Here is a 26739-nt window from a genome sequence, read left to right on the forward strand (position 1 = left end):
GGAGCCCTCCTTCGAGGCCGCTGGCGCGGCACCTCAGGATGAGGGGAATGAATGGGAGGGGCCTCCGCTCCGAATGAGCCGGATCGCTGCCGTGTGCGAGGCCAATCCATGAAGCTCCTCACCACCCCCGGCTTCTATATCGCGATCCTCGCCGTCGCGGTCGCCGCCACCCTCCCCTGGTACGTCTCCGGCTACATCCTCGGGCTCCTGACCATCGCGTATTACTTCGGCGTCTTCGCCATGGCCTGGGACCTGCTGTTCGGCTTCGCAGGCGAGGTGAATTTCGGCCCGACCTTCCTGATCGGGCTCGGGGCCTACGGGGCCGGCATCCTCAACAACCGCTACGAAGTGCCGATCCCCTACTGCCTGGCGGCCGGGACCGTGCTCGCGGTGGTCGGCGGCCTGGCCCTGGCGCTGCCGGCCCTGAAGGTGCGGGGCCCGTATTTCGGGCTGATCACCCTGGTCGCGGTGCTGCTCTTGCAGAACATGATCGTGGTGTTCTCCGGGATCACCGGCGGCGAGATCGGCCTTACGGTGCCGGACGTGATCTCCATCGACGCCGACACCAATTACTGGATTGCGCTCGGCTTCATGGCCTTCGCAGGGCTGGTGCTCACCGCCATCGCCCGCTCGCCCGCGGGTCTGATCCTCCAGGCCGCCGGCCAGGACCCGATCGTGACCGGGGCACTGGGCTTCAACGTCGCCAAGCACAAGCTCGCGGCCTTCGCGGTCAGCGCCGCCTTCTCGGGCCTCGCGGGTGGTCTGGTGGTCTTCTACATGGGCACCGCGTCGGTCGGCACGCTGATCAACACCGCGGTGGGCGTGCAGGTGATCATCGCGGCGGTGCTCGGCGGACGCCGGACCATCGTGGGCGCCGCCGTGGGGGCCGTGTTCCTGATCGCCGCGGGCGAGCTGCTGCGGCCGCTCGGGCCCCTCTCGACCTTCGTGGTCTCGGCGGTGGCCCTGCTGGTCATCCTGTTCGTGCCTTCGGGGCTGCTCGGCCTCGCATCCGTCCGGAGAGCGCGATGACCGTCGCCGTCAGGCCCGCGCCGCTGCGCACCGTGCCCCGCGCCGAGCCCTGCCTCACGGTCCGTGGCCTGACCAAGCGGTTCGGCGGACTGGTCGCGGTCAAGGACATCGATCTCGACCTGCGACCCGGGGAGATCCTGGGCCTGATCGGGCCGAACGGCTCGGGCAAGTCCACCGTGATGAAGCTGATCATGGGGCTGGAGCGGCCCACCGCCGGCTCGATCCGCCTCGACGGCGCCGAGATCGGCGGGCTGCCGGCGCACCGGGTCGCTCGTCAGGGAATCGGCCTGGTGTTCCAGCACGCCCGCCCGCTCCAGCGGCAGACCGTGCTGGAGAATATCAGCCTCGCCCTCCTGCCCGACAGCCTGATCCGGCTGGCCGCGGACCCGCACGTGGCGCGGCGGGCAAAAGAGATCGCCGAGCGCGTCGGCCTCGGCGCCGTGGCGGATCGGCGACCCGGCACCCTGCCCTTCGCGGATCTCCGTCGCCTGGAACTCGCCAAGGCCATCGCCCGCGACCCCCGGGTGGTGCTGGTGGACGAGCCGTTTGCGGGCCTGACCGGCGGCGAGGTCGCAGCCTTCTCGGAGCTGATCCGGGGCTTTCGCGACGAGGGCAAGGCGGTGCTCCTCGTCGACCACAACGTGAAGAGCGTCGCGGCCCTCGTGGACCGGGTGTTCGCCATGTATCTCGGCGAGCGCATCGCCGAAGGCTCGGCCGAATCCGTGATGGCCGACCCGACCGTGCGCCGGGTCTATCTCGGCGGCAGCATCGAGACCGCGGCCCGCCCGGAGGCGGCGTTCAAACCGGATTCGCTGCTCACCGTCGCGGGCGTCGACGTGCTCTACGGCAAGGCGCAGGCGCTGCGCAGCGCCGCGATCCACGTCCACGAGGGCGAGTTCGTCTCGGTGGTGGGGCTCAACGGCGCCGGCAAGACCACCCTGTTCAACGCCATCTCGGGGCTGGTCCCGCATACCGGGACGATCCGGTTCGACGGCCAGGATCTCGCGCGCTTGAGCCCTGCCGCGATCGCCCGGGCCGGCATCGTCCAGGTGCCGGAGACCCGCGAGCTGTTCGGTGATCTCAGCGTGCGCGAGAACCTGGATCTCGGCGGCCAGCATGTGACCAAGGCCGAGAGCGTGCAGCGGCGCGAATGGCTCTACGAGCTGTTCCCGATCCTCAAGGCCCGCGAGGGCCAGACCGCCCGCACACTGTCCGGCGGCGAGCAGCAGATGCTGACCATCGCCCGCGCCCTGATGATGCGCCCGCGCCTCCTGATCCTCGACGAGCCGACGCTCGGCCTCGCCCCGGTGATCCTGGAATTGCTGTCGAAGGCCCTTGAGCGCCTGCGCCAGACCACGCCGATCACTGTTCTGCTCGGCGAGCAGAACGTCACCTTCGCGCTCCCCCATGCCGACCGGGTCTACGTGCTGGAACAGGCCCGCATCGCCTGGGAAGGCCCGCCAGACCGCTTCGCGGGCGAGATGGGGTCGAAGTATTTGTAAGGTATCCCGTGCCTCCCACCCATCCCCTCATCCTGAGGTGGCGAAGCGCAGCGTAGCCCTCGAAGGAGGCTTCCAGGGGTTGCAAGCGGCTGGAGGGCTCCTTCGAGGCCCGGCGATCGGCGATCGCCGGGCGCCTCAGGATGAGGGGTTGGGTGGAACGGACGAAGTCATCGAGGCGGCGCATCCGGCGCTGGGCCAGAGCGGAGCGGATGCCGTGGATTTCGACCTCTCCCCATCCCAGACGCAGTGGCTGACCCGGATCCGCACCTTCATCGCCGACGCGATTCGGCCCGCCGCCGCCGCGGTGGCGGCCGAGCGGGCGGCGAGCTGTGCGCCCTCGGCCACAATGGAACGGCTGAAGGACAAGGCCCGCGGCGAAGGGCTGTGGAACCTGTTCCTGCCGCCCTCGCCCGAGCACGACACGGATGACTATCGCGGCGCCGGCCTGACCAACCTCGATTACGCGCTCTGCGCCGAGGAGATGGGCAAGGTCGGGATCGCGTCGGAATGCTTCAACTGCGCCGCGCCGGATACCGGCAACATGGAGGTGCTGCACCGCTACGGCAGCCCGGCCCAGAAGGAGGCGTGGCTGAAGCCGCTCATGGACGGGAAGATCCGCTCGGCCTTCCTGATGACCGAGCCCGACGTCGCCTCCTCGGACGCCACCAACATCGAGACCGCGATCCGCCGGGTCGGCGAGCATTACGTCATCGAGGGCCGCAAATGGTGGTCCACCGGCGTCGGCGATCCGCGTTGCCGGATCGCGATCCTGATGGGCAAGACCGATCCGGACGCCCCCCGCCACCGGCAGCAATCGCAGATCCTCGTCCCGATGGATGCGCCGGGCCTGCGCGTCGAGCGCCTGCTCCCGGTCTTCGGCTACGAGGACGCGCCCAAGGGCCACGGCGAGGTGGTGCTGAAGAACGTGCGCGTCCCGGCCGAGAACCTGATCCTCGGCGAGGGGCGTGGCTTCGAGATTGCGCAGGGACGGCTCGGGCCGGGGCGCATCCACCATTGCATGCGCACCATCGGGGCGGCCGAGGTGGCGCTGGAGGCCATGGCGCGCCGGCTGGTCTCCCGGGTGGCCTTCGGCAAGCGCATCAGCGAGCAATCAGTCTGGGAGCAGCGGGTCGCGGAGGCGCGGATCGACATCGAGATGACCCGGCTGCTCTGCCTGAAGGCCGCCGACATGATGGACAAGGTCGGCGCCAAGGGCGCCAAGCTCGAGATCGCGATGATCAAGGTCGCCGCCCCGCGGATCGCCCTCAAGGTGATCGACGACGCGATCCAGGCCCATGGCGGCGCCGGCGTGTCCGAGGATTTCGGACTGGCCAGGATGTACGCTCATATCCGCACCCTCCGGCTGGCCGACGGGCCGGACGAGGTGCACAACCGCTCCATCGCCCGGCTCGAATTCGGGCGCTACACCAATGCCCGGGAGGGTACATGAGCGGCCCCGACGCCTTTTCCGGCGTGAAGCCGGTCGAGCCGCGCCATCGGATCGACGAGGCGCGGCTGGCCGCCTGGCTCGCCGAGCATGTCCGCGACTATGCCGGGCCGCTCACCGTGCAGCAGTTCCGCGGCGGCCAGTCGAACCCGACCTACCGGCTGGAGACGCCCGGCCAGGCCTACGTGCTCCGGCGCAAGCCGTTCGGGCCGCTCCTGCCCTCGGCGCATGCGGTGGAGCGCGAGTTCCGGGTGATCGGCGCGCTCTACGGCGAGGGGTTTCCCGTCCCCCGCCCCTTCGCGCTCTGCGAAGACGAAACCATCATCGGCGCGGCCTTCTACGTGATGGAGGCGGTGGGCGGCACGGTGCATTGGGACGGCAGCCTGCCCGGCCTCGACCCCCATGGCCGACACCGGCACTACGCCATGATGATCGCCACGCTGGCCCGGCTCCACGCGATCGACCCGGAGGCGGCCGGGCTCGCCGACTACGGAAAGCCCGGCAACTACTTCGCCCGGCAGGTCGACCGCTGGACCCGCCAGTACCGCGCCGCCGAGGAGGACCGGCTGGAGGATGTCGAGCGCCTGATCGCCTGGCTGCCCAAGACCGTACCCGAACAGCAGGGCACCGCCATCGTCCACGGCGATTACCGCCTCGACAACCTGATCTTCTCGCCCGACGGCGGCGTCAGCGCGGTGCTCGACTGGGAGCTGTCGACTTTGGGCGATCCGCTCGCCGATTTCAGCTACCTGCTGATGCACTGGGCATTGCCCGCGGACGGCCGCAGTGCGCTCTGCGGGCTCGACCTGCCGGCTTTGGGCATCCCGACCCGGGACGAGGCGGTGGCGCTCTACTGCCGGGCCGCCGGCCGGGCGGACCTGCCCGAGCTCGACTGGTACTTCGCCTACAACCTGTTCCGGCTGGTCGGCATCCTCCAGGGTGTGGCCGCCCGCGCCAAGGCCGGCAACGCCGCGAGCGAGCACGCCGCCGCCATGGCGGCGCGGGTGCCGACGCTCGCCGCCATGGCCTGGGCCTTCGCCGAGCGGGCGGGAGCCTGAGATGAATCTCGCCGGCCGCGTCGTCGCCGTCACCGGAGCCGCAAGGGGCATCGGCCGGGCGCTCGCCGAGGCCGCGCAGGCGCGGGGCGCCAAAATCGTCGCCCTCGACCGGGACGGCGCCGGAGCGGAGGCTGTCGCCGCCCGGCTCGGCGGCCGAGCCTATCCACTGGACGTCGCAAATGCCGAGGCCGTCGCCGGGACCCTCGCCCGGATCGAGGCCGAGATCGGGCCGATCGCCCTGTATTGCTCGAATGCCGGCATCCTCGAGCGCGATCCCGATCCCGCACTCGCGACCTCGGCCGATCCGGCGAGCTGGGAACGCGCCTGGTCGGTGAACGTGATGGGCCATGTCCACGCGGCGCGCGTCCTGATCCCGCTCTGGCTCGCCCGGGGCGGGGGCGCCTTCCTCGGCACCGTCTCGGCCGCCGGATTGCTGAGCCAGATCGGCAGCGCCACCTATTCGGCCACCAAGCACGCCGCCCTGGCCTTCCTGGAACACCTCGCCATCGCGCATGCCGCGGACGGCATCCGGATCGCCGCCCTGTGCCCGCAGGGCGTCGAGACCGCCATGCTCGGCGCGGCCAGCGCGGCCGCCCGCGACGGCGTGCTCTCGCCCGATTCCGTGGCCGAGGCGGCCTTGGACGGGCTGTCCGCCGGCCGGTTGCTGATCCTGCCGCACCCGCAGGTCGCAGATTACGCCCGCCGCCGGGCCGACGACCCCGAACGCTGGCTCGCCGGCATGGCGCGCCTGCGCCGGTCGATGCTGGCGGAGTCGGAGGTGTGACGATGGCCGGCGTCGAACAATCGGACCGCCGGCCGAGCCTGGCGCAGGTCCCCTCTCCCGCACGGGAGAGGGGACGCGTCGCGGACTTCAAGGGTTCGTGCGTGACCATCATAGCCCGCGGAATGAGGGCGGCGGGCGCGTGCCGCCCCGTCCCGAGCAGAGCCGACCCATGTCCCTGTTCGATCTGACCGACAAGGTCGCGCTGATCACCGGTTCGTCCCGGGGCATCGGCCGGGCGATCGCCCTGCGGATGGCCGAGCACGGCGCCCGGGTGGTGATCTCGTCGCGCAAGCGCGCGGCCTGCGACGCCGTGGTGGCCGAGATCGAGGCCGCCCACGGCCCGGGCCGCGCGGTGGCGATCCCGGCCAGCATCTCCGTGAAGGCGGAGCTGGAGAATCTGGTCGGTGAGACCGAGGCCCAGCTCGGGCCGGTGGACGTGCTGGTCTGCAACGCCGCCAGCAACCCGTATTACGGGCCGCTGGCCGGGATCTCGGACGCGCAGTTCAGGAAGATCCTGGACAACAACGTCCTGTCGAACCACTGGCTGATCCAGAGGGTCGCCCCCGGCATGGTCGCGCAGCGGGACGGGGCGATCGTGATCGTCTCCTCCATCGGCGCTTTGAAGGGTTCGCCGGTGATCGGCGCCTACAACGTCTCCAAGGCCGCCGACCTCCAGCTCGCGCGCAACTACGCGGTGGAATACGGCCCGGCCAATGTCCGGGTGAACTGCCTGTGCCCGGGGCTGATCCGCACCGATTTCGCCCGGGCCCTGTGGGAGGATCCCGAGATGCTGGCCTCCACCACGGAGGCCGCGCCGCTCCGCCGGATCGGCGAGCCCGACGAGATCGCGGGCGCGGCCGTGTTCCTGGCCTCGCCGGCCGGCCGGTTCGTCACCGGCCAGGCGCTGGTGATCGACGGCGGCGTGACCATCGCGCGATGAGCCCCGATCCCCGCCTCCCCGCCGGCTGGCCGGCCCTCTCCTTCCGCGACGCGGAGGCGCGCCTCACCGCCCCGGACGCGCCGTTCGCGATCGCCACGGTGCCGATCCGCGGCGTGCCGACCCGGATCTGGACGACCGCGCCGCCGACCCTGCGCGACCTGTTCCGCATCGCCCTGGGGCATGGGGACAAGACCTTCGTGGTCTACCGGGACGAGCGCGTCACCTTCACGGGCTTCGCCCGCGCCGCGACCGTTCTGGCCCGCGCCCTGGCGGCGGCCGGGATCGGCAAGGGCGATCGGGTGGCGATCGCCCTGCGCAACCTGCCGGAATGGCCGGTCTGCTATTACGGAGCCCTGCTGGCCGGGGCGATCGCGACACCGCTCAACGCCTGGTGGACCGGGCCGGAACTGGCCTACGCGCTCCAGCATTGCGGCGCGCGGGTGCTGATCGCCGACGGCGCGCGGTTCGAGCGCATCGCCCCGCACCGGGCCGAATGCCCGGCCCTGGAGCGGATTTTCGTCACGCGGATGGAGCCCGACGATCGGGCGACGCCGCTCTCCACGGTGATCGGCCTGGCGGCGGATTGGGCCGCCCTGCCCGACCGGTCGCCGCCCGACATCGCCCTCGACCCCGAGGATGACGCGACCCTGTTCTACACCTCGGGCACCACCGGCCGGCCCAAGGGCGCGGTCGGCACCCACCGGGCGGCGGCGACCACGGTGATGGCCTATCCCTATTCCGCCGCGCGCAGCGCCCTGCGCCGGGGCGAGGCGCTTCCGAGGCCCGACCCGTCCGCGCCGCAGCGGGCCTCGCTGCTGGTGATCCCGCTGTTCCACGTCACCGGCTGCCACGCGAGCCTCGGGGCGACGCTCTATGGCGGCCATCGCCTGGTGATGATGCATCGCTGGGACGCCGTTGAGGCCCTCGACCTGATCGACCGGGAGGGCTGCACCGGCGCCGGCGGCGTGCCGACCATCGCCTGGCAGCTGGCCACGGCCGCCCGGGAGGCGGGCCGGCCGCTGCCGAGCCTCGAATCCGTGACCTATGGCGGCGCCCCGGCGGCCGGCGACCTCGTGCGCGCCCTGGGCGAGGCGTTCCCGAAGGCCGTCCCCGCCACCGGCTGGGGCATGACCGAGACCTCGGCGACCTTCACCCATCACCAAGCCGAGGATTACCGCGCGCATCCCGAATCCTGCGGCCCGCCCCTGCCGGTCTGCGAGGTGCGGATCCTCGATCCGCTCGGGCAGGACTTAGCCCCCGGCAGCATCGGTGAACTCTGCGTGAAAGGCCCGAACGTGGTCCGCGGCTACTGGAACGACCCGGCGGCCACCGCCGAGGTGCTCGCGGACGGCTGGCTGCGCACGGGCGACCTTGCCCGCGCCGACGACGAGGGGTTCCTGACCATCGTCGACCGGATCAAGGACATGCTGATCCGCGGCGGTGAGAACATCTATTGCTGCGAGGTGGAGAACGCCCTCTACGAGCACCCCGACGTGATCGACGCGGTGGTGCTGCCGATACCCCACCCGACCCTGGGCGAGGAGCCCGGTGCAATCGTGGCCCTGGCCGAGGGCGCCCAGACCAAGCCCGAGGAGATCCGGGCCTTCGCGGCGCAGCGGCTCGCGGCCTTCAAGGTGCCGGTGCGCGTAATCGTCTGGGACGGGCTCCTGCCGCGCAACCCGGCGGGCAAGATCCTGCGGGCGCCGCTGCGGTCGGTGTTCGCCGACGGCTCGAGTCCCGGTCTTTGATTCCGCCGCGCGCTGACGGCGCGCCGGCGTACACTACGGCGGCGGGCGCTCCGGCTCAGAACGGCTCGCTGTCGTCGTCCGGTCGGTAGACCCGCAGCGACCGGCCGTCCGGAAATTCCACGGTGCGGCGGCGCACGACCAGGTAGCCCGCGGCCTCCGCGGCGCGCAGGCGCTCCAGCCGTTCGTCGGCATAGCCCGGGCCGTAATTGTAGGCCCGGTAGCGCGGATAGCCGTCCGGCGGTGGTGGGGGCGGCGGTGGCGCGACCGCGACCATCCTGGGCGGGCGAACGATCCGCGCGGGGGCTGCGGCGAGGCGCGGCCGGTGCGGGGTCGCGGCCACGCGCTTGGCTGCCGGGGCGGGATGGTGCGTCACGACGCGCTTCGGGGCGGGCCGCGCGGCGACCGCCTTGCGGGACGGGGCCGCGGCGGCCGGTGTCGAGGCGGCAGGGGGCGATGCGGGCGACGCGGCTTTCGGCGTCTCGGCCGGGCTCGCGGCCGGACTCGGCTTGCGGGCCGGCGGGTCGGTCCAGCCGGAGGCCGGCTCGGCCGAGCCCCCGGTCACGCCCAGCGTGAGGGACAGGATGAGGGCGGCGAGACTCGGTCGTGCACCGTACGGCATGGTGCCCTCCTGAGATCGCGGGACTTCGGATCGGTCCGCGGGCGGCGCGACAATAGAGCGAACCGTCACGGAGGGGAATTCCGACGCTCCGTTCGGGCGATGATCCCCCAGGACAATTTTACATCAGTGAATCGGTCCAAATTCGCGTGAACGACTCTTGCCGCGTGGCCGAGGATCCCCGATCATGCGCGTGATACTCTCGGCGAGACGGTTGGCGGAGCCCTGCGACGGCGGGATCTGCAATCCTCGCGGAACCCCGCCGTCGCCGCCGCGGTTGCACCGCCATGTCCACAACCGTTGATACATCCTCCGGCTCATCACCCGGCCTGCGGGTGTGTGTCGATCTCAATCTCTGCCAGGCCTATGCCCAGTGCTGCTACGCGGCGCCGCGCTCTTTCCGCATCGAGGGGCACGAGGCCCTGATCTACGATCCCGCCCCGGCCGCCCGGGATCGCGCCGATATCGAGCGGGCACGCGTCGCTTGCCCGGTCCAGGCGATCCGGGTCGAGGATCCGGAGCGGGGCGCCTGAGATGGCGTCGGGATCGACTGCCGAGCGCGTGATCGTGGTGGGTGCGGGCCTCGCGGCCCTGCGCGCGGCCGAGGCGATGCGGGAGGCCGGGTTCTCCGGCCCGCTGACCATCGTCGGCGACGAGCCGTACCGGCCCTACGACCGCCCGCCGCTCTCGAAGCATGTCCTCACCGGCGAGACACCGGCGGATGCCACCACGCTGCCGAGCAGCCTCGGTGCGGATGTGGCGTGGATCCTCGGCAGCTCCGCGACGCGCCTCGACCGCGATGCCCGCACCCTGCACCTCGCCGACGGGCGCGCCCTGCCCTACGATCGGCTGCTGATCGCCACCGGCACCCGCGCCAGGCCCTGGCCGAACCCGCATGAGGGGCGGCTGTCCGGCGTTTTCACCCTGCGCGGGCGGGACGACGCCGCGGCTCTGCGGGCCGCCCTGGCGGCCCGGCCCCGGCGGGTCCTGGTGATCGGCGGCGGCTTCATCGGTTGCGAGGTCGCCAGCCTGTGCCGGCAGCTCGGGCTGCGCGCGACCCTGGTCGAATCCGGTCCGACGCTGCTGTCGCGCGTCCTCGGCAGCGCGGTGGGCGGCTTCATCGGGGCGATCCACGAAGGCCGGGGCGTCGACCTGCGCTGCGGCAGCGAGGTCGAGTGGCTGGAGGGCGAGGACGGCCGGTTCGTGCGTGCGCACCTCACAGACGGCACCCGCATAGACGCGGAAGTCGCGGTGATCGCCCTCGGGGCCCTCCGCAACACCGAATGGCTCGACGGGTCTGGCCTCTCGGCCGATCCGGGCGGCGTCGATTGCGACGCCGCGGGCTACGTTCTCGACAGCGACGGGCAGCCCGATCTCCGTATTGCCGCGGCCGGCGACGTGGCCCGCTTCCCCCATCCGCTCTATGGCGGCCGGCGCGCTGCGCTGGAGCATTGGAGCCACGCCGTCGCGCAGGGACTCCATGCCGGGCGGCTGCTGGCCGGGGTGAAGCCCGAGACTCCCTACGGCGCGCTGCCGACCTTCTGGTCGACCCAGGGCGACGTGGTGGTCAAATCCGCCGGGTTGACCACGGGGGCGGATGCCGTGGCCTTCACCCAGGGCGAGCCCGGCTCGGGCCGCTTCGTAGCGGTCTATGGCCGCGAGGGCCGCTGCGTCGCCGCGGTGTCGGTCGACAGCGCCCGCTGGCTTCCGGCCCATGCCGAACTGGTCGCCACCGCCGCGCCGTTCCCGCCCCACGGGGCGGCGGCCGATCGCCCGGCGCGGGGGATCACGATCCTCGCCCCGGGTTTCGCCTGAGACGTCCGGCGTTCCGCCCAATTTCGGGACGGAGCCGCCAGGGTCTCGATCTGAAGCGCCGCAGCACGGATGCCGCATGCCCGACGCCACCCTCCTCGACCAGGTCAAGGATTTCGCCAACCGGGCGAACCCCTATCCGGTCTACGCCAAGCTGCGGCAGAACCCGGTCTCGCGCCAGGATGACGGGACCGAATCCGGGACCTGGGTGGCCTCCACGCACGGCACCATCGCGAGCCTGCTGCAGGATCCGCGGGTCAGTTCCGAGACGCTGCCCCCGGCCGACCGTCCGCGCACCGGCAACCCGCTGACGGACCTGATCGTCAAGCCGCTCAAGGATTGGATGATGGACCGGCACCGGGTCTTCATCTTCCGCGATCCGCCGGATCACGATGTCCTGCGGGCCTCCGTGATGCACCAGTTCTCCCGCGAGCGCGTGCAGGCGATGCGGGTCCGCTCGGAGCGGCTGGTGGCCGAGCTGCTCGACGAGAAGCGCGACGCCCGGGAGATCGATGCGGTCGATGACCTCGCCTACCCGCTCCCCGTGACGGTGATCTGCGAGCTGTTCGGCGTGCCCCGGGAGGACGAGCCGAAATTCCACGGCTGGGCGACGCAGCTCGCCACGGCGCTCGAGCCCGACAGCCTGTCCGATACCGAGATCCGCGCCGAGAACAGCCGGACCTTCGACGCGATCGGCGGCTACATGGCCGACCTGATCAAGGAGAAGCGCCGCCACCCGCAGGACGACATGCTCTCGGGGCTCGCCAACGAGGCGACGCCGGCGGGCGTGAAGATGGGCGATTACGACCTGATCGCGACCTCGATCCTGATGCTGGTGGCGGGTCACGAGACCACCGTGAACCTGATCACCAACGGTCTGCTCACGCTGCTGCGCCACCCCGACGAGCTGGAGCGCCTGCGCCAGGATCCCGGCCGCGCGCCGCGCCTGATCGAGGAACTCCTGCGCTACGAGCCGCCGGTGCAGTTCCGGACCCGCAAGACCCTGTCCGCCATCGATATCGCCGGCGTGACGATCCCCGAGGGGGCCGACCTGGTCCTGCTGCTGGCCTCCGGCAACCGCGATGCCGCGGTCTTCCCGGATCCCGACCGATTCGATCCCGACCGCGCCGGCATCCGCCATCTCGGCTTCGGCGGCAGCCTGCATTACTGCGTCGGCGCCCCGCTGGCCCGGTTCGAGGCCGAGGCGGCGCTCACCGCTCTCGCGAAGCGCCTCAAGGCCCCCCGGCTGGTCGAGGACCCGCCGCCCTACCGGCCCGGCGCCGCTCTGCGCGGCCCCGAGCACCTGCGGGTCGCGATCGACGGGATCTCTTGATGCAGGGTGCCCCGCCTGCCACGATCTGAGGCCCAGCCAGGGCCGGCGCGGCCCCCCCGATCGCTTCCTCAGGCGGCTTTCACCGCCGCGAGGAAGGTGGTTACCTCCTGGCCCAGTCCCGCGGCGTAGCGGGCCAGATCCTGGGCGGCGCTGAGCACCTGGCCCGCCGCCGCGCCGGTTTCGCCGGCGGCTTGGAGCACGTCGGCGATGTCGGCGCTGACCGCCTGGGTCCCCTGAGCCGCCTCGGTGACGTTCCGGACGATCTCGCTCGTGGCCGCGCCCTGCTCCTCCATGGCCGCGGCCACGCTCAGGGCCACCGTGCGCATCGTGTCGATCGTGCCCCCGATGGTGCGGATCGACTCGACCGCGTGGCGGGTCTCGCTCTGGATCGCGGCGATCTGGCCGGCGATCGTGTCGGTGGCCTTTGCGGTCTGGGCCGCCAGGGCCTTCACCTCACCAGCCACCACGGCAAACCCCTTGCCGGCCTCGCCGGCCCGGGCGGCCTCGATGGTGGCGTTGAGGGCCAGCAGGTTGGTCTGACCGGCGATCCCGGCGATCAGGCCCATCACCTCGCTGATCTGGTCCGTCCCGCGGGACAGGACCTGCATCAGTTCGTTGGTGCGGGCCGCGTCGAGGCTGGCCTTGTCGGCCATGGTGGAGGATTGCGCCACGCGGGCTGCGATCTCCTGGATCGAGGCGGACATCTCCTCGCTGGCGGCCGCCACGGTCTGGACGTTGGCCGAGGTCTGCTCGGAGGTGGCGGCGACCCGCCCGGACTGGTCGGTGGTCCGCAGGGCGGTGCGCGTCATCTCCCGGGCGGTGGATTCCATCTCCACGGCGGCCGAGGACAGGCTCTGCGTCAGGGCGCCGACATGCGCGTCGAACCGATTGGTCAGTTCGTCCAGCGCCTGGGCCCGGCGCATCTTGGCGGCGTTCTCGACGGCGGCGGCGGCCTCGGCCTCCTGCTTGGCGATGAGCGCGTCCTTGAACACCTGCACCGCCCGCGCCATCGCGCCGACCTCGTCACCGCGTTCCTGATCCGCCACCGGCACCGCGAGGTCGCCGCCGGCGAGCCCCCGCATCGCCGAGGTCAGGCGTACGATCGGCCGCGACAGGCCGTTGCCGATGAGCAGGAGCAGGGCCAGAACCGGGATCACGAGGCCGGCGGACCACAGGGCGTTCGCGATGGCGCGGCTGCGCACGGCGGCGTGGACGTCGTCCCGGTAGAGGCCGGCGGAGAGAATCCAGCCCCACGGCTTGAACAGCTGCACGCTCGCGACCTTCTCGACCGGCTCGGTCCCGCCCGCGCGCGGCTTCATGTAGCTGACGAAACCGGACCCCTGGCGCTTGGCCACCTCGACCATCTCGGCGAAGTAGCGCTTGCCGCCCGGCATGTCGGTCTGGTCGAGGACCACCTTGCCGACATTCTTGGCGTTGAACGCGTTGGCGATCAGGCGCCCATCGGTATCGAGGACGAAGAAGTAATCGGCATTGCCGAAGCGCAGCGCGCTGACGGCATCGAGGGCGGCCTTCTGGGCCTGATCGAGCGGCATCCGGCCGGCGGAGGCCAGCGCCTCGTAATGGCCGATCAGGCTCTGCGCGACGTCGCCGAGATTCTTGGTCATCAGCGCGCGGTCCTCGATCGCCGAGGATCGGGTATCGATGTAGTTCAGGCCGCTGAGGGCGCCGACGGCGGCCAGCACCAGCGCCATCACGGCCGCCAGCTTGTGGCGCAGCGTGACGTTCGAGAGGCTCCATCGAGGCGCAGGATTGCCCTCGGGCGAGCGGTGGGTCTGCGAGCGAGTCATCGGGGCACCAGGAACGGGACGGGCGAAAACCGTCGGGAGTTCTCAGCGCCGGGAGCGGCACCGCACGGGCGGCCCCGACCCTCGGCGCTGTTCCGGGGCGAAGGTTAGACACGCGATTGGTAAATATTAGGTCCACGCCGGGTGCCGGCGGCGTATTTTAATCATATTGGAGTAAGAAAAAATCCGTTCTTGGATATTCGGCGAAGGTATCGCCAGGTGACCGTGCGTTCGTAAAGGTTCTCAAGAAAAAATATAGAATACGTCGCCGAAACTCTGGCGTCGTCGACCGGGGTGGGCGCCCTAGCCATCGATCTGATAGTGGATTGGCTTGAAGCTGCCGTTGTTCGATTGCAGCGCCGAGCAGGCGGTCAGTCCGATGATCAGATCCGTCTCGGCGGTGAACACGATCCGATCGCCGGCCCGGCTCAGCGGCGGCTCGACCGTCAGCACCCCGGTGGTGCCGTCGATCGGGACGTTCATGAAGCAGTTGAACGCCACCGGGATCGCGTCCGGCGCGATGCCGTAGGGGGCCAGCGCCGCGGCGAGGTTGCCGAAGCAGCCGCGATGCGGGTCGGTGTCGCCGTAGATGATCCGGAACGTGTCGGCCGAGCACGGCGTCAACAGGAAATCGTGTCGCCCGACCGTGTCCTCGACGATGCGCAGCAGCACGTTCGAGCGGTTGGAATAGAGCGGATCGCCCGTCGTCAGGTAGATCCGGCTGGCATAATCCAGGGTCCGCCCGGAGGAGATCACTTCACCCGTGTCGTGGCGGTTGTAGGCAACGAGATCGGCCACCTGCTCGCCCCGCGGGTCGATCACGGTGAGGCGCTGGCCCCGGTCCAGGGTGAAGGCGACGCCTGAGCGCGGCTCGATCTGCTGCACGTCCGCCCGGTCCATGATGCCTCCGCTTCTGATTTCGTCCGGCCGGAAACGCGGGAGACGCCGCAGCGATCCAGGCCCATGCGCGACGCCTCAGCCTCCGTTGGGCGGGAAGAGGCTGTCGAGCGGCGAGGCCAGCGGATGCCAATCGTCGGTGGCCGGCGCGGCGGGGGCCGCGGGCCGACCCTGCATCGGGCAGCGCCAATCGGCATCGACCACGCGACCGCTGTACTGGCGCGCCTCCGACGTCTCGCCGTGCCGCGCCAGCATCGGGTTGAGGCTGCCGGCCAGGGCCTCGTCACGCTCCAGGATCGAGGCGCGCAGCTTCTCATAGCGGCCCTCGGCGCGCAGGCGCTCGAACTGGGCGTGGAGGTTGAACACCAGGACCGGCGAGGAGAATTGCCGGGCCGGACGGCTCGCATTCGGGTGCAGCCCGACCACGAAGAACGCCTCGCCGCCGAAGCTCAGGGAGAAATGCGGGTTGTCCGGATCATCCGCCACGCGCGCGTCGTGGGGCTGCCCGAGCCAGGCATCCTTGTCGGTGAGGGATTGCGCCCGCGCCCAGAGATTCTGCTCGAACGCCTCCTCCGAGAGGTCGCCGGGCCCCTCGAACACCACGGCGAAGCTCTGGAACAGGTCGGGAGCCTCCCGGTAGCGCGCCACGAAGGCGAGCAGCGCCGGGTAGATGCGCATGTCGTCCCAGCCCGAGGTGATGTCCCGGGCCACGACGATCTTCATGCGGCCGCGCGAGAGCGCCGACTTGGCGCCGACGCAGGGAAAGGGCGGGTTCCGGATGAACTCGCGAAAGGCCTGGGCACGGGGATGCTCTTGGTCGTCGCGCGGCAGCTGCATGCGGTCCATGGCTCAAGGTCTGCGCAGGTATGCCCTGGGGAAGGCAACCGCTGTTCGGGACTCGGGCAACCCCAGCGACAGGATGCCGTTCCCGCCTGCGACAGGTCGTCCGGGGAGAAGGTGAATCAAGCGCCGTCGCGGCAAGAATCTGACGGCCCAGCGAAAGATCTGACGCAATGTTCCGCGGACGGACAAACATAGATTAAGACGGGATAGACTCGGCCCAAGGATCCGCGAGGCCCGTATTACCCGCGTCGCGACTTCGCGGAACCGTTCCCCGGCGCAACCCAGCTCAACGAGGTCGGCGGGATTCGGCGCGCTGCCGCGCCGCCGCAGCCCCGAACGCCGCGAACAGCGCACGGTTGATCGGGTTGGTCGTGGGATCGTGCTCGGCATGCCACTGCACGCCCAGGGCGAAGCCCGGCGCATCGGCGATGCGGATCGCCTCGATCGTGTCGTCCTCGGCGATCCCCTCGACGACGACGCGGGCACCCGGTTCCAGGATGCCCTGGCCGTGCAGGGAGTTCACCCGGATCGTGTCGCGGCCCAGCAGCCGCGCGAAGGCCCCGCCCGGAACCAGGCGGACTTCGTGGCGTTCGGCGAAGACCACCTCCAGATCCGGATGGATCTCGCCGTTCTCGAGCCGCGGCATCCGATGGTTGAGGCGCCCGGGCAAGTCGCGGATCTCCGGATGCAGGGTGCCGCCGAAGGCGACGTTGATCTCCTGGAACCCGCGGCAGATCCCGAACAGCGGCACGCCGCGCGCCACGCAGGCCTCGATCAGCGGCAAGGCCACCGCGTCGCGGGCCTCGTCATAGGGTTCATGCGCGGGGTGGGGCGCCGCCTGGAAGCGGGTCGGGTGGACATTGGCGCGGCCCCCGGTGAGCAACACGCCATCCACCGTGGCCAGCAGGTCGCCGAGATCGGTGACCGCCGGGCTGCCCGCGAACATCAGCGGCAGGGCGCCGGCCACCTCGGCCACCGCCCGCAGGTTGTTCTCGCCGACGATCTGGGCCGTGAACCGGTTGTCGAGCAGGCGCGTGTTTCCGATGACGCCGATCACGGGTCTCGCCATCGTCACGGCCACTCCTCGTCGCAGCTTCGCCGCCAATCCCACAGCTTGCGGTTGGCTCTACGACCCAGGCAAGGGCGGCGCCAGCCCCGCGGAGCCGGTGGCGGCGGCCGCATCAGGCTCCGAGAACGCCCAACGCCCTTGCCTCCTCAAGGAGCACCTCGGCGACGCGCTCCGGCGCCTCCTCGTGCGCGAGATGGCCGAGCCCGCGGATCAGGGCGACGCGGGCGTCGGGCAGGCGGTCGCGGACCGTGAACGCGGTGTCGGGCAGGATCGCCCGGTCGTCGCTGCCCACGATCAGCAGGGTCCGGGTCGTCAAATCCGGCAAGGTCCGGTGCAGTCCGGCGAGGTCCCAGTTCGCCATCATGCCGAGCGCTCCACGGACGTGGCCCGCCCGGGCGAAGAGCCGCCGGTAGAGATCGACGCCCTGCGGATCGAGCCGCGAGCCGGTGCCCTCGATCAGCCGCTTGGCCGCCGACCGATCGGCCGTCCAGGCGAAGATCTTCGGCGTGAACGGGTTGAGGAACAGCAGCCGGGCCATGCCGGGAAACAGCAGGCTCGCCGCCCCCGGCAGCGGCGCCAGCGCGCCGTTGAAGGCCGCGAGCAGACGCGGCGCGATCGTTCCGTCCAGGCACATCCGCGCCAGCACGGCCGCCCCGGCCGAGTGACCGGCCACCACGACGGGCGGGCGTCCGAGCGCCGCCACGAGGCCCGCCACCGCCCGGGCCATGCCGGGCAGCGACAGGTCGGCATCCGGCAGGGGATCGGTAAAGCCGTGGCCCGGCAGGTCCGGGGCAATCACGTAGAAGTCCTGGGCCAGGAGCGGCGCCAGCCCGCGCCAGGAATGCGTGGCCGCCCCGGTCCCGTGGAGAAGCAGCAGCGCCGGCATCTCGGGACGGCCGAATTCCTGGACGTGCCAGCGCAGGCCCGCCGCCTCGACGAAGCGGCTCGCCTCCCGGTGTGGCCAATCCCGGCCCTCGACCGCCCAGTCCGGCCGGTTCGCGTCGCGCATGCTCAGCACCACCCGATATCCCGCGTTGCACCAAGCTTGAGCGCGGACCGCGTCAATGCGCTATCGTGCTGGGTTGGAAGTATTTCGTAAGACATTGAGATTGCATGCGGAAACCGCATGCCACCGCTGCCGGAAACCCGATTGCTGCGACGCAGCAAAGACGGCATCACGGTGGCGCTCCCAGGCACCGCACATCTCCTACCGACGGAACCGGCCATGATCGTCTTCACCTCCTCGACCCATCACATCGCTGCCTCGACCTCCGGCCGCTGGAGCTTCCGTACCCTGTTCCGCGACATGCTGAACGCCTGGATGTCCCACAACCAGCGCGTCGCCGATCTCGGCGTCGGCATCCATCTCTGATCCGAGCCTCGACCGGGGCCGGCCAAATCCGGCCCGCGACGACGCTCAGAGCGCGGCGCGCACCGCCGCGCTGAGCAGCCCGGCATCGGCACGGGGCAGCACAAGGTAGCGGGCGGCCATCGCGTCTGCGACCGCGCGTGCGCCTTCGCCACGGGCACCGGTATCGATCACCAGGGTGGGCAACCCGGCCGCGCGAAGCGCGCGGGCCGCCTGCAGGGCCTCGGCGCCGGCTCTGGCCCGGCCGCCCTCCCCCGAGCGCGCGACGTTGGCGCGCCCATCGGTCAGCAGCACGATGACCGGCCGGCTGCCGCTCCGGCGCACGCCGAGAGCGACCGTGAGCGCCGCGTCGATCCCCGCGGCGAGCGGCGTCCCACCCCCGCCCGGCAGGCCCGAGAGGCCGCGCTTCGCCCGGGTGAGCGAGCGGGTCGGCGGCAGGACCAGCTCCGCGCCGGCGCCGCGGAACGCCACCAAGGCCACCCGGTCGCGCCGGACATAGGCCTCGGCCAGCAGCAACTCGACGGCGCCCTTGGCTTCCGCCAGACGCTCCAGCGCGGCCGAGCCCGAAGCGTCGACGCAGAACACCGTCGTGGTCTCGGTCCGCTGCCGCAGGATCCGGATCCGCAGATCGTCCCGCCGGACCACGATCGGGCGGGTTTCCCCCTCCCCACGCCGTAAGGCCTGCCAGGGGGCCGCCGCCCGCAGGGTCGCCAGCAGGTCGAGGCGCCCGCGGCGTGGGTCACCCCGCCGGCTGCCGATCGGCCGCCCTTTACGCGCCGCCGCCGGCTGGCCGACCCGTCCGGCCTTCGCGGTCGAGAGGCGCACGCCGCCCGCCAGCAGCTGATCCAGAAGGTTCGGCGGGATCGCCGCGCGCACCGCCTCCAGCACGCGATCCTCGGCCGCGTCGGCCAGCGCCGGATCCGCCGCGTCCTCCGCGGCGTGATCCTCCGCGGGCGGCGGGGGCGCAGCCGCGTCCTCCGGCATCGCCTCCTCCGGTCCGGGCAGGCGCGTGGCGCGCGGGGCCAGGACCAGGCGGGCCGCCGCAGTGATCGTGTCCGTACCGATCGGCTCCCCCGCGGCGAGCGCCCGCGCCACCCGGGCTGCCAGGATCGGGCCGCGCAGGGATTCGACGCCGAAGGCGTGCGCCAGCCGGCAGAGCGTGCCGAGTGGGTCGTCCTCCGGGGCGGGCGGAGCTTCGAGGCGGGGCGCCGGTGCGTCGCAATCCGCGATCCCGAGGCCGCTCAGATCGATCCGGAAGGCCAGCCGGTCGGCCAGGGCGTCGGCCACGGTCTCGTCCCCCTCGCCCTCGTCGAGGAGGATGAGGCCGAAGCGCGCCGGGTGCTCCGAAGCGGTGCCGCTGTCGAGGGCGCCGGCCAGGCGCACCGCGATGCCGGGGGGCAGCCGCTCGGCCATGGGTACGACAATCAGCCCGCCATCGGCCTGCGCGAGCAATCCCGCCCGCGCCACCGGCCGGCCGGCCGCCAGGGTCGCGGCGAGATCGAGGCCGCCGAGCAGGCTGTCGTCGCCGATCCCCGGCGGCAGCCGGCGCCAGGGCGTCCCTGGGGGGCGCGCCGCCCGCACAGCATCGAGCCAGCGGTCGCGCACCGGCCCAGGCGCTGCCCGCACCACCGCGCCGCCGAAGCGGTGCGCGTCAGCGGCGAGGAGGCGGGCGGCGCGCAGGGCATCGGGCCAGATGTTTTGGGACGCTTCGGTACCCCCCGGCGCACGCTGTCCCTGTGGGACGGCCCCGCTGCTCAGCGCGCCTCCGAAAGCGGCGGGATCGATCGACCGGCCGCCGCTGGCCGCAACGGGCCCCCCCTCCCGTGCGGGAGAGGGGACCCGCGCTTCCTCGTCAGTTGTGCGAGCCGGGTTCCCTCCAGAGTTGAGAGGCCCCGGCCCCGTCATGAAAACACCTCCGCCAGCGCCCGCTCGACCCGGGCGGTCGAGCCGGATTCATCGAGCGGGTTGCGGCGCAGGCGGTGGCGCAGGGCGGCCGGGGCGACCCGGCGGATATGGTCGTCCGTGACCGACTCGGCGCCGTCGAGGGCTGCCAGCGCCCGGGCGGTGCGCATCAGGGTCAGCTCCCCGCGCAGGCCGTCGGTGCCGAGTGTGAGGCAGAGTTGCGCCGCGCGCTCCAGCGCCGAATCCGGCACCGCCAGATGCGGCAGGCGTTCCCGGGCGAGCAGGATCTTTTTGCGGATCGCCGCCTCGTCGCCCGCCCGGGCAGCGCAGAACCCTTCGGGGTCGCGCTCGTAGGCGTCGCGGGCGCGCACCACCGCGATCCGGCTGGCGATGTCCTGCGGGGTCGCGACCTCGCAGGCCAGCCCGAACCGGTCCAGCAGCTGCGGGCGCAACTCGCCCTCCTCCGGGTTGCCGGAGCCGACCAAGACGAACTTGGCGGGGTGGCGCAGGGACAGCCCCTCGCGCTCGACCGTGTTGACGCCGGAGGCCGCCACGTCGAGCAGCAGGTCCACGAGGTGGTCCTCCAGCAGGTTCACCTCGTCGATGTAGAGGAACCCGCGGTTGGCGCGGGCGAGAAGCCCCGGCTCGAAGGCCTTCACGCCGGCGCCGAGGGCCCGCTCCAGATCGAGGGTGCCGACCACCCGGTCTTCGGTGGCACCGAGCGGCAGATCCACCACCGGCACCGGTCTTTTTTCTGATTTCTTCCGCGCGCCCGGGCTGCCCGCGCAGTGGGGGCAGGACTCCGCCGGGCTGTCGGGATCGCAATTGTACGGGCAGCCGACCACCGCCCGCATCGGCGGCAGCAGGGCGGCGAGCGCCCGGATCGCCGTGGACTTGCCGGTGCCACGGTCGCCGAAGACCAGCACGCCGCCGACCGCCGGATCCACCGCCGCGATCAGCAGCGCCTGGCGCATCTCGTCCTGGCCGACGATGGCCGAGAAGGGGAAGGTGGGCACGCAGAACTCGCACTCTGCCCCCTCTCCTCCCCCTTGTGGGGAAGAGCCGGAGGTGGGGGTGGTCCAAAATCGAGCGGAGCGGTGCCTCCTGCACCTCCCCCACCCCTACCCCTCCCCACATGGGGGAGGGAAGAGCGCCCTACTCTGCCGCCTTCTGCCGAAGACCGATCCGTCCCCAGATCGTGGTGAGCGCCTCGACCAGATGCGCGATGTCGGCATCACTGTGCAGCGGCGACGGGGTGATCCGCAGGCGCTCGGTGCCGCGGGCGACCGTCGGGTAGTTGATCGGCTGCACGTAGATGCCGAACTCGTCGAGCAGGGTGTCGGAGATGCCCTTGCAGAGTACGGGATCGCAGACCATCACCGGCACGATATGGCTGTCGTTCGGCATGGTCGGGATGTCGGCGGCCTCAAGCGCCTGCCGGACCTTTGCGACCCGCTCTTGATGCCGGGCGCGCTCTTCGCCGCTGGCCTTCAGGTAGCGGATCGAGGCCGCCGCGCCCGCGGCCACCGCGGGGGGCAGCGAGGTGGTGAAGATGAAGCCCGAGGCGAAGCTGCGCACGAAGTCGCACAGCTTCTCCGACGCCGTGATGTAGCCGCCATGGACCGCGAAGGCCTTGCCGAGCGTGCCCTCGATCACGTCGAGCCGGTGGGCGACCCCGTCCCGCTCCGAGATGCCGCCGCCGCGGGCGCCGTAGAGGCCGACCGCGTGGACCTCGTCGAGATAGGTCAGCGCCCCGTGGGCCTCGGCCACGTCGCAGATCTCGGCGATGGGGGCGATGTCGCCGTCCATCGAGTACACGGATTCGAACGCGACGAGCTTCGGCCGGGCCGGATCCACTAGAGCGAGCTTCCGGTTCAGGTCCTCCGGGTCGTTGTGACGGAAGATGTGGCGCTCGGCGCGGGAGAACCGGATGCCCTCGATCATCGAGGCGTGGTTCTCGGAATCGGAGAAGACCGCGCAGTTCGGCAGGCGCGACGCCAGCGTCCCGAGCGCCGCCCAGTTCGACACGTAGCCGGAGGTGAACAGCAGCGCCGCCTCCTTGCCGTGGAGGTCGGCGAGCTCCTGCTCCAGCAGCACGTGGTAGTGGTTGGTGCCGGAGATGTTGCGGGTGCCCCCGGCCCCGGCGCCGCAGCGGTCGATCGCCTCGTGCATCGCCCCGGTGACCGTGGGGTGCTGGCCCATGCCGAGATAGTCGTTGGAGCACCAGACCGTGACCGGGCGCGTGCCCGCCGGGTGGTGGTGCGTGGCGTGCGGGAAGTTGCCGGCGTGGCGCTCGAGGTCGGTGAAGACCCGGTAGCGGCCCTCGCGGTGCAGTCCGGCGATCTCGGCTCCGAAGAAGGTCTCGTAGTCCATGTCGCCTCTCCCCGATTGACTCGCGGGTTGCTCCCGCCTGTGAGGTCGGATTTCGCACGAGACCAGTTCCAAATTGGTGCGCGCGCGAAATCCTTTCGTGATGGCCGGGTCTACCCGTTGTCCCCCGGCCGCGCCGCGCCGTCCGGATCGCGCGCCGGCAGGCTCCAGCGCCACAGCTCGGCCGAGGGCAGCGGCAGCATCAGGAACCAGTGTTCGAGCGTCGCCAGAGCCATCAGGGTCGCCAGGACGGTGAAGCCGATCAGCTCGTGCGCCAGCAGGTCCGGGCCGAGGGCCGCCCGCCCGAGCAGGCCCGCCGCGACGGTTCCGAGGCTCACCGAGACCGGGAACAGCAGGTTCATCGGCTTGCGGGACAGGTAGCAGGCCAGGTAGCCGAGATGGTCCGGCAGGAACTCGGCGTGCAGGTTGCGCACCCCGAGGAACAGGTTGAGCCGCGCCGACAGGTTCATCACGACGAGCGCGCCGTAGGTCCAGAGGGCGATGGTGTTGGCCCCGCCCCAGACCAGGGCCAGGATTGCCAGGCCGCCGATCACGATGGCGAATTCGTGCCACAGGCTGGTGGCGAGCGCCGCCAGGAACCGGTCGAGCCCGCGCAGGCCCGGCGCGCAGGCGGCCGGCTTCGGGCCCGACAGGAAGCCCATATAGTAGCTCATCTCCTGCCAGCCCCAGACCACCAGGGCCGCCGTGAACGCCGTGTAGGCCCCCGCGGCGCTGGTATCCTGCGCGCTCGTGCGGATCGCCACGAGGGCGCCGGCGAGCAGCAGGGTCGCGCCGGCCATGCTCCACGGATGGGTGCGCCGCGGGGCGTGGTCGAGCAGCAGGATCAGCCCGGTAAAGAACCACCAAAGCACCAGGGCGTAGGCGACCGGGACGGCGTAGGTCGCCATCCTACCAGACCGGCTGGAGGCGGATATCGGCCGGCAGGGCGTTCGTCTTGACCGGCAGGAGGTAGAGCCGGACGAAGGTGGCGGCCGCGCGCAGCGCCTGGGCGCCGTGCTTGAGCTTGCCCAGGACGCCGCCCTGGGCCCGGGCCTCGGCGATCGCCCGGGAGCAGGCGAGCAGCCTGTCGAGCCCGGCCCGGAACTTCGGGTTGTCGAGGTCGAGTTCCAGCGGAAAGGTCTGCCGCGAGATTTCGGAGGTGATGCGGAACACCTTGTAATCGTAGTCGGTGGGGTCGACCCCGAGCGCGGCGTGGAAGGCCGGGCGGTGATGGTCGCGCACATACATCGTGGCGAACACCGCCAGCAGGAAGAACCGGATCCAGTAGCGGTTCACGCCGCTCGTCAGCTTCGGGTTGGCGCGCATCAGCAGCGCGAAGGCCTCGCCGTGGCGGAACTCGTCGTTGCACCACAGTTCGAACCACTTGAAGATCGGATGGATGCGCCGCTCCGGGTGCTTCTCCAGCTCGCGGAAGATGGTGATGTAGCGGGCGTAGCCGATCTTCTCCGACAGATAGGTGGCGTAGAAGATGAAATTCGGCCGGAAAAACGTGTATTTTTTGGATTTCGTGAGAAATCCGAGGTCGACGCCGATGCCGAAATCCTTGAGCGTGTCGTTGATGAAGCCGGCATGGCGCGCCTCATCGCGGCTCATGAAACCAAATAGTTCTTTGATATCTTTATTCTTGGCGCGTTTTCTCATCTCGGCATAGAGCACGCAGCCGGAGAACTCGGCGGTGATCGACGAGACCAGAAAGTCCAAAAACTCCTTCCGCAGCTCCGGCTCCATCTGCGACAGGTCGCAGTCGAAATCGGCGTTGCGGGTGAAGTGGCGCTTGTTCGGGTCGGCGCGCAGCTCGGCGATGAGCAGGTCCCAGTCCCGGCGCACCGGCTCGACATCCGTGCGGTCGAGCTCGTCGAAATCGGTGGTGTAGAAGCGCGGGCTCAAGAACGTCGTTTCCTGGGCGGCCTTGGTCGATTCGTTGACCGGCATTTTCGGGACCGGCTGGCCGGAGAGCGGCGGGACAGGAGCGTTCACAGCTTCCTCCTCTCGGAAAAACTGACCTCGTAGAGCTCGGTCAGTTCGAGATGGGCGACGAGCTTCGTCCAGGCCCGCTCCAGCAGGCCGGCCCGGGTGACGGTGGCGGTGCGTCGGACGGTGAGTCGCTCGCCGTAGGGCACGGAGGTCGGGGCGTCGTGGACCTGAACCGCGTCGCCGGGCTCGATCTCGAAGCCGGAATCCAGGGTGACGTGCGCGTGCAGGCTCTCGGGCGTCTGCTCGATCTCGATCGTGCAGGGCACGGTGACGGTGCGGCGTGCGAACAGGCCCATCAGCGCGTCTCCGGGCCGGCGGCGGCGAGCAGCCGGGCGAAGGCGCCGGCATTGGTCGGGCCGAAGGCTTCGAGCGGCACCCGGCGGCCGGTAACGTCATCGGCGAGCGACAGGCGGCCGTCATCGTAGCGGGTCAGGCTGAACGGCTGTTCCGGGCCGAGGCCGTCGCGCTGGCGGGCCTGGGCGAGGCCCCGCAGGGTCCCGCGCAGGAAACCGTCCTCGCCGGGACGGATCCAGGCGACGATCTGCCGGTCGGCGGCGTTGCGCAGGGCGATGGAGCCGTCGACCTGGTCCTCGGCGCGGAATTCGAGCCGCTCGACCGGCTTGGCCGCCGGCAGGGCGATCATGCCGATGCCCTCGCTGCGCCCGATCAGGACGGCCAGCATGGCGAAGCCCATCAGCGCGCCGGCGCCGATCATCAGCAGGGCCGGTGCTGGTCCTGCGGCTCGGCCGACGCTCTCCGCCCGCTCGCCCATCGCGCCTCTCCCTATTCGGCCGCGACGAGGCGGCCGGGATTTTCTTGGACCGCCCGCGAACGCGGGACGATCACCGGCCGCACCGTCTGCGACGCCGCGGCATGGGCCTCGACTGCCCGCGCCAGGAGCGCCGCCACCGCGTCCGCATCCGGGACGGAACGCAGCATGGGCTCAGTCCGGGCGATGCGCCAGGGCCGGGCATGCGGCCAGAGCTGAAGGTAGGCGATGCGCAGACCCGGCCGCAACCGGAGCGGCAGATCCCCGCTCCCATCCGTGAGGGCACGCAACGCCGCACCCTCCACCTGCGCGAAGGGGACGTTGTGGGTCACCGGCAGGGCGATGCCGGTATGCAGCACCACCCGGCGATCGGTGATCGTGTAGACCGTGGTCCGGTGGCTGAGCCACGCGAACAGCCAGAGCAACGCGAGCCCGACCGCGCCGACCGCCAGGGTCGGGCCGACCGTGGCGAGCGCCGAGACGGGCGAGCCGGCCGTGAGCCCGAAGGCCAGGGCGCAGGCGGCGAACCAGGCCGCGACCAGGCGGGCGTGATAGACCCGGACCAGCAGCCCCCCGATGGTCGGGGACCCCTGCCACAGGATCCGCTCGTTCGCCGGCAGCGGGCCGGGCAACCCGCGCGGAGTGCCTTCGGGGAGGAAATCGCCGCTCATAGCAGGGGCTCCGCCCGGGCCGGGGTGGCGTAGAGCGTGCCGGCGCCGAAATAGGCCATGATCCGCTCCTCCTCCAGGAAGGTGATGCTGTCGGGATCCCGGGTCGCCGGGATGTCGGCGAACTGGGCGGCGAGCAGGGCCTCGGATTTGACCGTCTTGGTGAAGCCGCCGGCCCGGCAGAACGTGGTCGGCATCAGCCGGCGGCCACCCGCGGGCAATTCGACCTCGTAGTAGCGGATCAGCGATTCGCCGCGGTCGACCCAGACGTCGCTGACCACACCCGCCACCGCGTTATCGGTGCCGAACACGGTCATGCCGATCGGGTTCGGGCTGTCCTCGTGGATGACGAAGGCCGTGGCGACCCGCAGGGGCACGATCCGGTATTGTTCGTCCCAGGTCTTGTCGTGCACGTCGTGGCGGACCACCCAGGAGCCCGGGCCGACGCCGGCCTGGAGGGAGGCCTCGGTCCGCTCGTAGGGCGCGCCGGGCCAGGGCTCGACCTTGCGGGCCGGGATCCCGGTCTCGATGTCGTCCCTGCCCTGCATCGCCTGCGGCGCGTAGGTGGTCTCGCCGCCCGGCAGGTGGAACGCCTTGGAGCGCGGAATCAGGACCGGGTCCGGCGCCTTGCGGCGGCCGACGATCTCGTTCTCCAGCGGATAGCCCTCGCGCCGGTCCTCGCGGCGCAGCCAGAAGACCAGTCCGGCGAAGAAGATGAAGAACGCGTAGAGCACGACCTGGGCGACGTCGACGTAACCCGTAATGGCGCCGGTTGGCATGGTT

26 protein-coding genes are annotated in these 26739 nt (G+C 71.2%); 11 read left to right on the plus strand and 15 right to left on the minus strand.

Annotation, left to right across the window (positions count from 1 at the left end):
* Positions 1 to 108: 108 nt before the first annotated feature.
* The 7 genes from AKJ13_RS01060 (at position 109) to AKJ13_RS01090 (ending at position 8508) form a co-directional block, all read left to right on the plus strand.
* Complete coding sequence (locus AKJ13_RS01060; RefSeq protein ID WP_050731731.1) at positions 109 to 1029, plus strand: branched-chain amino acid ABC transporter permease; 921 nt, start codon at positions 109 to 111, stop codon at positions 1027 to 1029.
* On the plus strand, positions 1026 to 2531 hold the full coding sequence (locus tag AKJ13_RS01065; RefSeq protein WP_050731732.1) for an ATP-binding cassette domain-containing protein: 1506 nt from the start codon (positions 1026 to 1028) through the stop codon (positions 2529 to 2531). Before AKJ13_RS01060 ends, AKJ13_RS01065 begins: the two co-directional genes overlap by 4 nt.
* A 214-nt stretch (positions 2532 to 2745) precedes the next feature.
* Positions 2746 to 3981, plus strand: coding sequence for an acyl-CoA dehydrogenase family protein (locus tag AKJ13_RS01070; RefSeq protein WP_050731851.1), 1236 nt, complete (start codon positions 2746 to 2748; stop codon positions 3979 to 3981).
* The gene (locus tag AKJ13_RS01075) at positions 3978 to 5036 is read left to right on the plus strand and encodes a phosphotransferase family protein (protein WP_050731733.1); all 1059 of its coding nucleotides are present in this window, start codon (positions 3978 to 3980) and stop codon (positions 5034 to 5036) included. Before AKJ13_RS01070 ends, AKJ13_RS01075 begins: the two co-directional genes overlap by 4 nt.
* Before the next feature lies 1 nt (position 5037).
* A complete protein-coding gene (locus AKJ13_RS01080; RefSeq protein ID WP_050731734.1) occupies positions 5038 to 5820 on the plus strand; it encodes an SDR family NAD(P)-dependent oxidoreductase in 783 nt (260 codons plus the stop codon).
* A 169-nt stretch (positions 5821 to 5989) separates the two neighbouring features.
* Complete coding sequence (locus AKJ13_RS01085) at positions 5990 to 6760, plus strand: SDR family oxidoreductase (RefSeq protein WP_050731735.1); 771 nt, start codon at positions 5990 to 5992, stop codon at positions 6758 to 6760.
* Positions 6757 to 8508, plus strand: a complete 1752-nt coding sequence (locus tag AKJ13_RS01090) for a class I adenylate-forming enzyme family protein (protein ID WP_050731736.1) — start codon at positions 6757 to 6759, stop codon at positions 8506 to 8508. The genes AKJ13_RS01085 and AKJ13_RS01090 overlap by 4 nt, the downstream gene beginning before the upstream one ends.
* A gap of 55 nt (positions 8509 to 8563) precedes the next feature.
* Here the strand turns inward: AKJ13_RS01090 and AKJ13_RS01095 are convergent, their stop codons facing one another.
* Positions 8564 to 9127 (minus strand): hypothetical protein, encoded by a 564-nt coding sequence (locus AKJ13_RS01095; protein ID WP_050731737.1) that lies wholly within the window; start codon positions 9125 to 9127, stop codon positions 8564 to 8566.
* 284 nt (positions 9128 to 9411) lie between these two features.
* On the opposite strand from AKJ13_RS01095, the gene AKJ13_RS01100 reads away from it, so the two are divergent.
* From AKJ13_RS01100 to AKJ13_RS01110, 3 genes are all read left to right on the plus strand, one after another.
* Positions 9412 to 9657, plus strand: coding sequence for a ferredoxin (locus AKJ13_RS01100; protein ID WP_050731738.1), 246 nt, complete (start codon positions 9412 to 9414; stop codon positions 9655 to 9657).
* A gap of 1 nt (position 9658) precedes the next feature.
* A complete protein-coding gene (locus AKJ13_RS01105) occupies positions 9659 to 10939 on the plus strand; it encodes an FAD-dependent oxidoreductase (protein ID WP_050731739.1) in 1281 nt (426 codons plus the stop codon).
* Between the two features lie 76 nt (positions 10940 to 11015).
* On the plus strand, positions 11016 to 12269 hold the full coding sequence (locus tag AKJ13_RS01110) for a cytochrome P450 (protein WP_050731740.1): 1254 nt from the start codon (positions 11016 to 11018) through the stop codon (positions 12267 to 12269).
* A gap of 68 nt (positions 12270 to 12337) precedes the next feature.
* Here AKJ13_RS01110 and AKJ13_RS01115 read toward each other — a convergent pair whose 3' ends face one another.
* From AKJ13_RS01115 to bchO, 5 genes are all read right to left on the minus strand, one after another.
* Positions 12338 to 14077 (minus strand): methyl-accepting chemotaxis protein, encoded by a 1740-nt coding sequence (locus AKJ13_RS01115; RefSeq protein ID WP_050731741.1) that lies wholly within the window; start codon positions 14075 to 14077, stop codon positions 12338 to 12340.
* Positions 14078 to 14377: 300 nt separating this feature from the next.
* Positions 14378 to 14974: an urea carboxylase-associated family protein gene (locus tag AKJ13_RS01120; RefSeq protein WP_050731742.1), complete on the minus strand. Its 597-nt coding sequence runs from the start codon at positions 14972 to 14974 to the stop codon at positions 14378 to 14380.
* A 75-nt stretch (positions 14975 to 15049) separates the two neighbouring features.
* Positions 15050 to 15808, minus strand: a complete 759-nt coding sequence (gntA, locus tag AKJ13_RS01125) for a guanitoxin biosynthesis heme-dependent pre-guanitoxin N-hydroxylase GntA (RefSeq protein ID WP_050731852.1) — start codon at positions 15806 to 15808, stop codon at positions 15050 to 15052.
* Between the two features lie 292 nt (positions 15809 to 16100).
* Positions 16101 to 16883 (minus strand): gamma-glutamyl-gamma-aminobutyrate hydrolase family protein, encoded by a 783-nt coding sequence (locus AKJ13_RS01130; protein WP_050731853.1) that lies wholly within the window; start codon positions 16881 to 16883, stop codon positions 16101 to 16103.
* A gap of 112 nt (positions 16884 to 16995) precedes the next feature.
* Complete coding sequence (gene bchO / locus AKJ13_RS01135; RefSeq protein WP_200905568.1) at positions 16996 to 17892, minus strand: alpha/beta fold hydrolase BchO; 897 nt, start codon at positions 17890 to 17892, stop codon at positions 16996 to 16998.
* A 216-nt stretch (positions 17893 to 18108) separates the two neighbouring features.
* Between bchO and AKJ13_RS32100 the strand changes: the two genes are divergently transcribed.
* Positions 18109 to 18255, plus strand: a complete 147-nt coding sequence (locus AKJ13_RS32100; protein ID WP_163005950.1) for a hypothetical protein — start codon at positions 18109 to 18111, stop codon at positions 18253 to 18255.
* A gap of 45 nt (positions 18256 to 18300) precedes the next feature.
* Here the strand turns inward: AKJ13_RS32100 and AKJ13_RS01140 are convergent, their stop codons facing one another.
* The 9 genes from AKJ13_RS01140 to puhA all read right to left on the minus strand — a co-directional run bounded on the left by AKJ13_RS01140 (position 18301) and on the right by puhA (position 26735).
* Positions 18301 to 19947 carry a magnesium chelatase subunit D gene (locus tag AKJ13_RS01140; protein WP_082316832.1) on the minus strand — a complete coding sequence of 549 codons (1647 nt, stop codon included), beginning with the start codon at positions 19945 to 19947 and terminating at the stop codon, positions 18301 to 18303.
* 206 nt (positions 19948 to 20153) lie between these two features.
* Positions 20154 to 21170, minus strand: coding sequence for a magnesium chelatase ATPase subunit I (gene bchI / locus AKJ13_RS01145; RefSeq protein WP_050731743.1), 1017 nt, complete (start codon positions 21168 to 21170; stop codon positions 20154 to 20156).
* Between the two features lie 139 nt (positions 21171 to 21309).
* The gene (gene hemA / locus AKJ13_RS01150; RefSeq protein WP_050731744.1) at positions 21310 to 22527 is read right to left on the minus strand and encodes a 5-aminolevulinate synthase; all 1218 of its coding nucleotides are present in this window, start codon (positions 22525 to 22527) and stop codon (positions 21310 to 21312) included.
* A 110-nt stretch (positions 22528 to 22637) separates the two neighbouring features.
* Complete coding sequence (gene puhE / locus AKJ13_RS01155; RefSeq protein ID WP_050731745.1) at positions 22638 to 23432, minus strand: putative photosynthetic complex assembly protein PuhE; 795 nt, start codon at positions 23430 to 23432, stop codon at positions 22638 to 22640.
* 1 nt (position 23433) lies between these two features.
* On the minus strand, positions 23434 to 24477 hold the full coding sequence (gene acsF / locus AKJ13_RS01160; RefSeq protein ID WP_050731746.1) for a magnesium-protoporphyrin IX monomethyl ester (oxidative) cyclase: 1044 nt from the start codon (positions 24475 to 24477) through the stop codon (positions 23434 to 23436).
* 41 nt (positions 24478 to 24518) lie between these two features.
* On the minus strand, positions 24519 to 24815 hold the full coding sequence (locus AKJ13_RS01165; RefSeq protein WP_007560910.1) for a hypothetical protein: 297 nt from the start codon (positions 24813 to 24815) through the stop codon (positions 24519 to 24521).
* Positions 24815 to 25291: a photosynthetic complex assembly protein PuhC gene (gene puhC, locus AKJ13_RS01170; RefSeq protein WP_050731747.1), complete on the minus strand. Its 477-nt coding sequence runs from the start codon at positions 25289 to 25291 to the stop codon at positions 24815 to 24817. The genes AKJ13_RS01165 and puhC overlap by 1 nt, the downstream gene beginning before the upstream one ends.
* A gap of 11 nt (positions 25292 to 25302) precedes the next feature.
* Positions 25303 to 25959, minus strand: a complete 657-nt coding sequence (gene puhB / locus AKJ13_RS01175) for a photosynthetic complex putative assembly protein PuhB (protein ID WP_050731748.1) — start codon at positions 25957 to 25959, stop codon at positions 25303 to 25305.
* Complete coding sequence (gene puhA, locus AKJ13_RS01180; RefSeq protein ID WP_050731749.1) at positions 25956 to 26735, minus strand: photosynthetic reaction center subunit H; 780 nt, start codon at positions 26733 to 26735, stop codon at positions 25956 to 25958. The genes puhB and puhA overlap by 4 nt, the downstream gene beginning before the upstream one ends.
* Positions 26736 to 26739: the final 4 nt, after the last annotated feature.

It is taken from the genome of Methylobacterium sp. ARG-1 (genome assembly GCF_001262595.1).
In the GTDB taxonomy this organism is placed as follows: Bacteria; Pseudomonadota; Alphaproteobacteria; order Rhizobiales; family Beijerinckiaceae; genus Methylobacterium; species Methylobacterium brachiatum.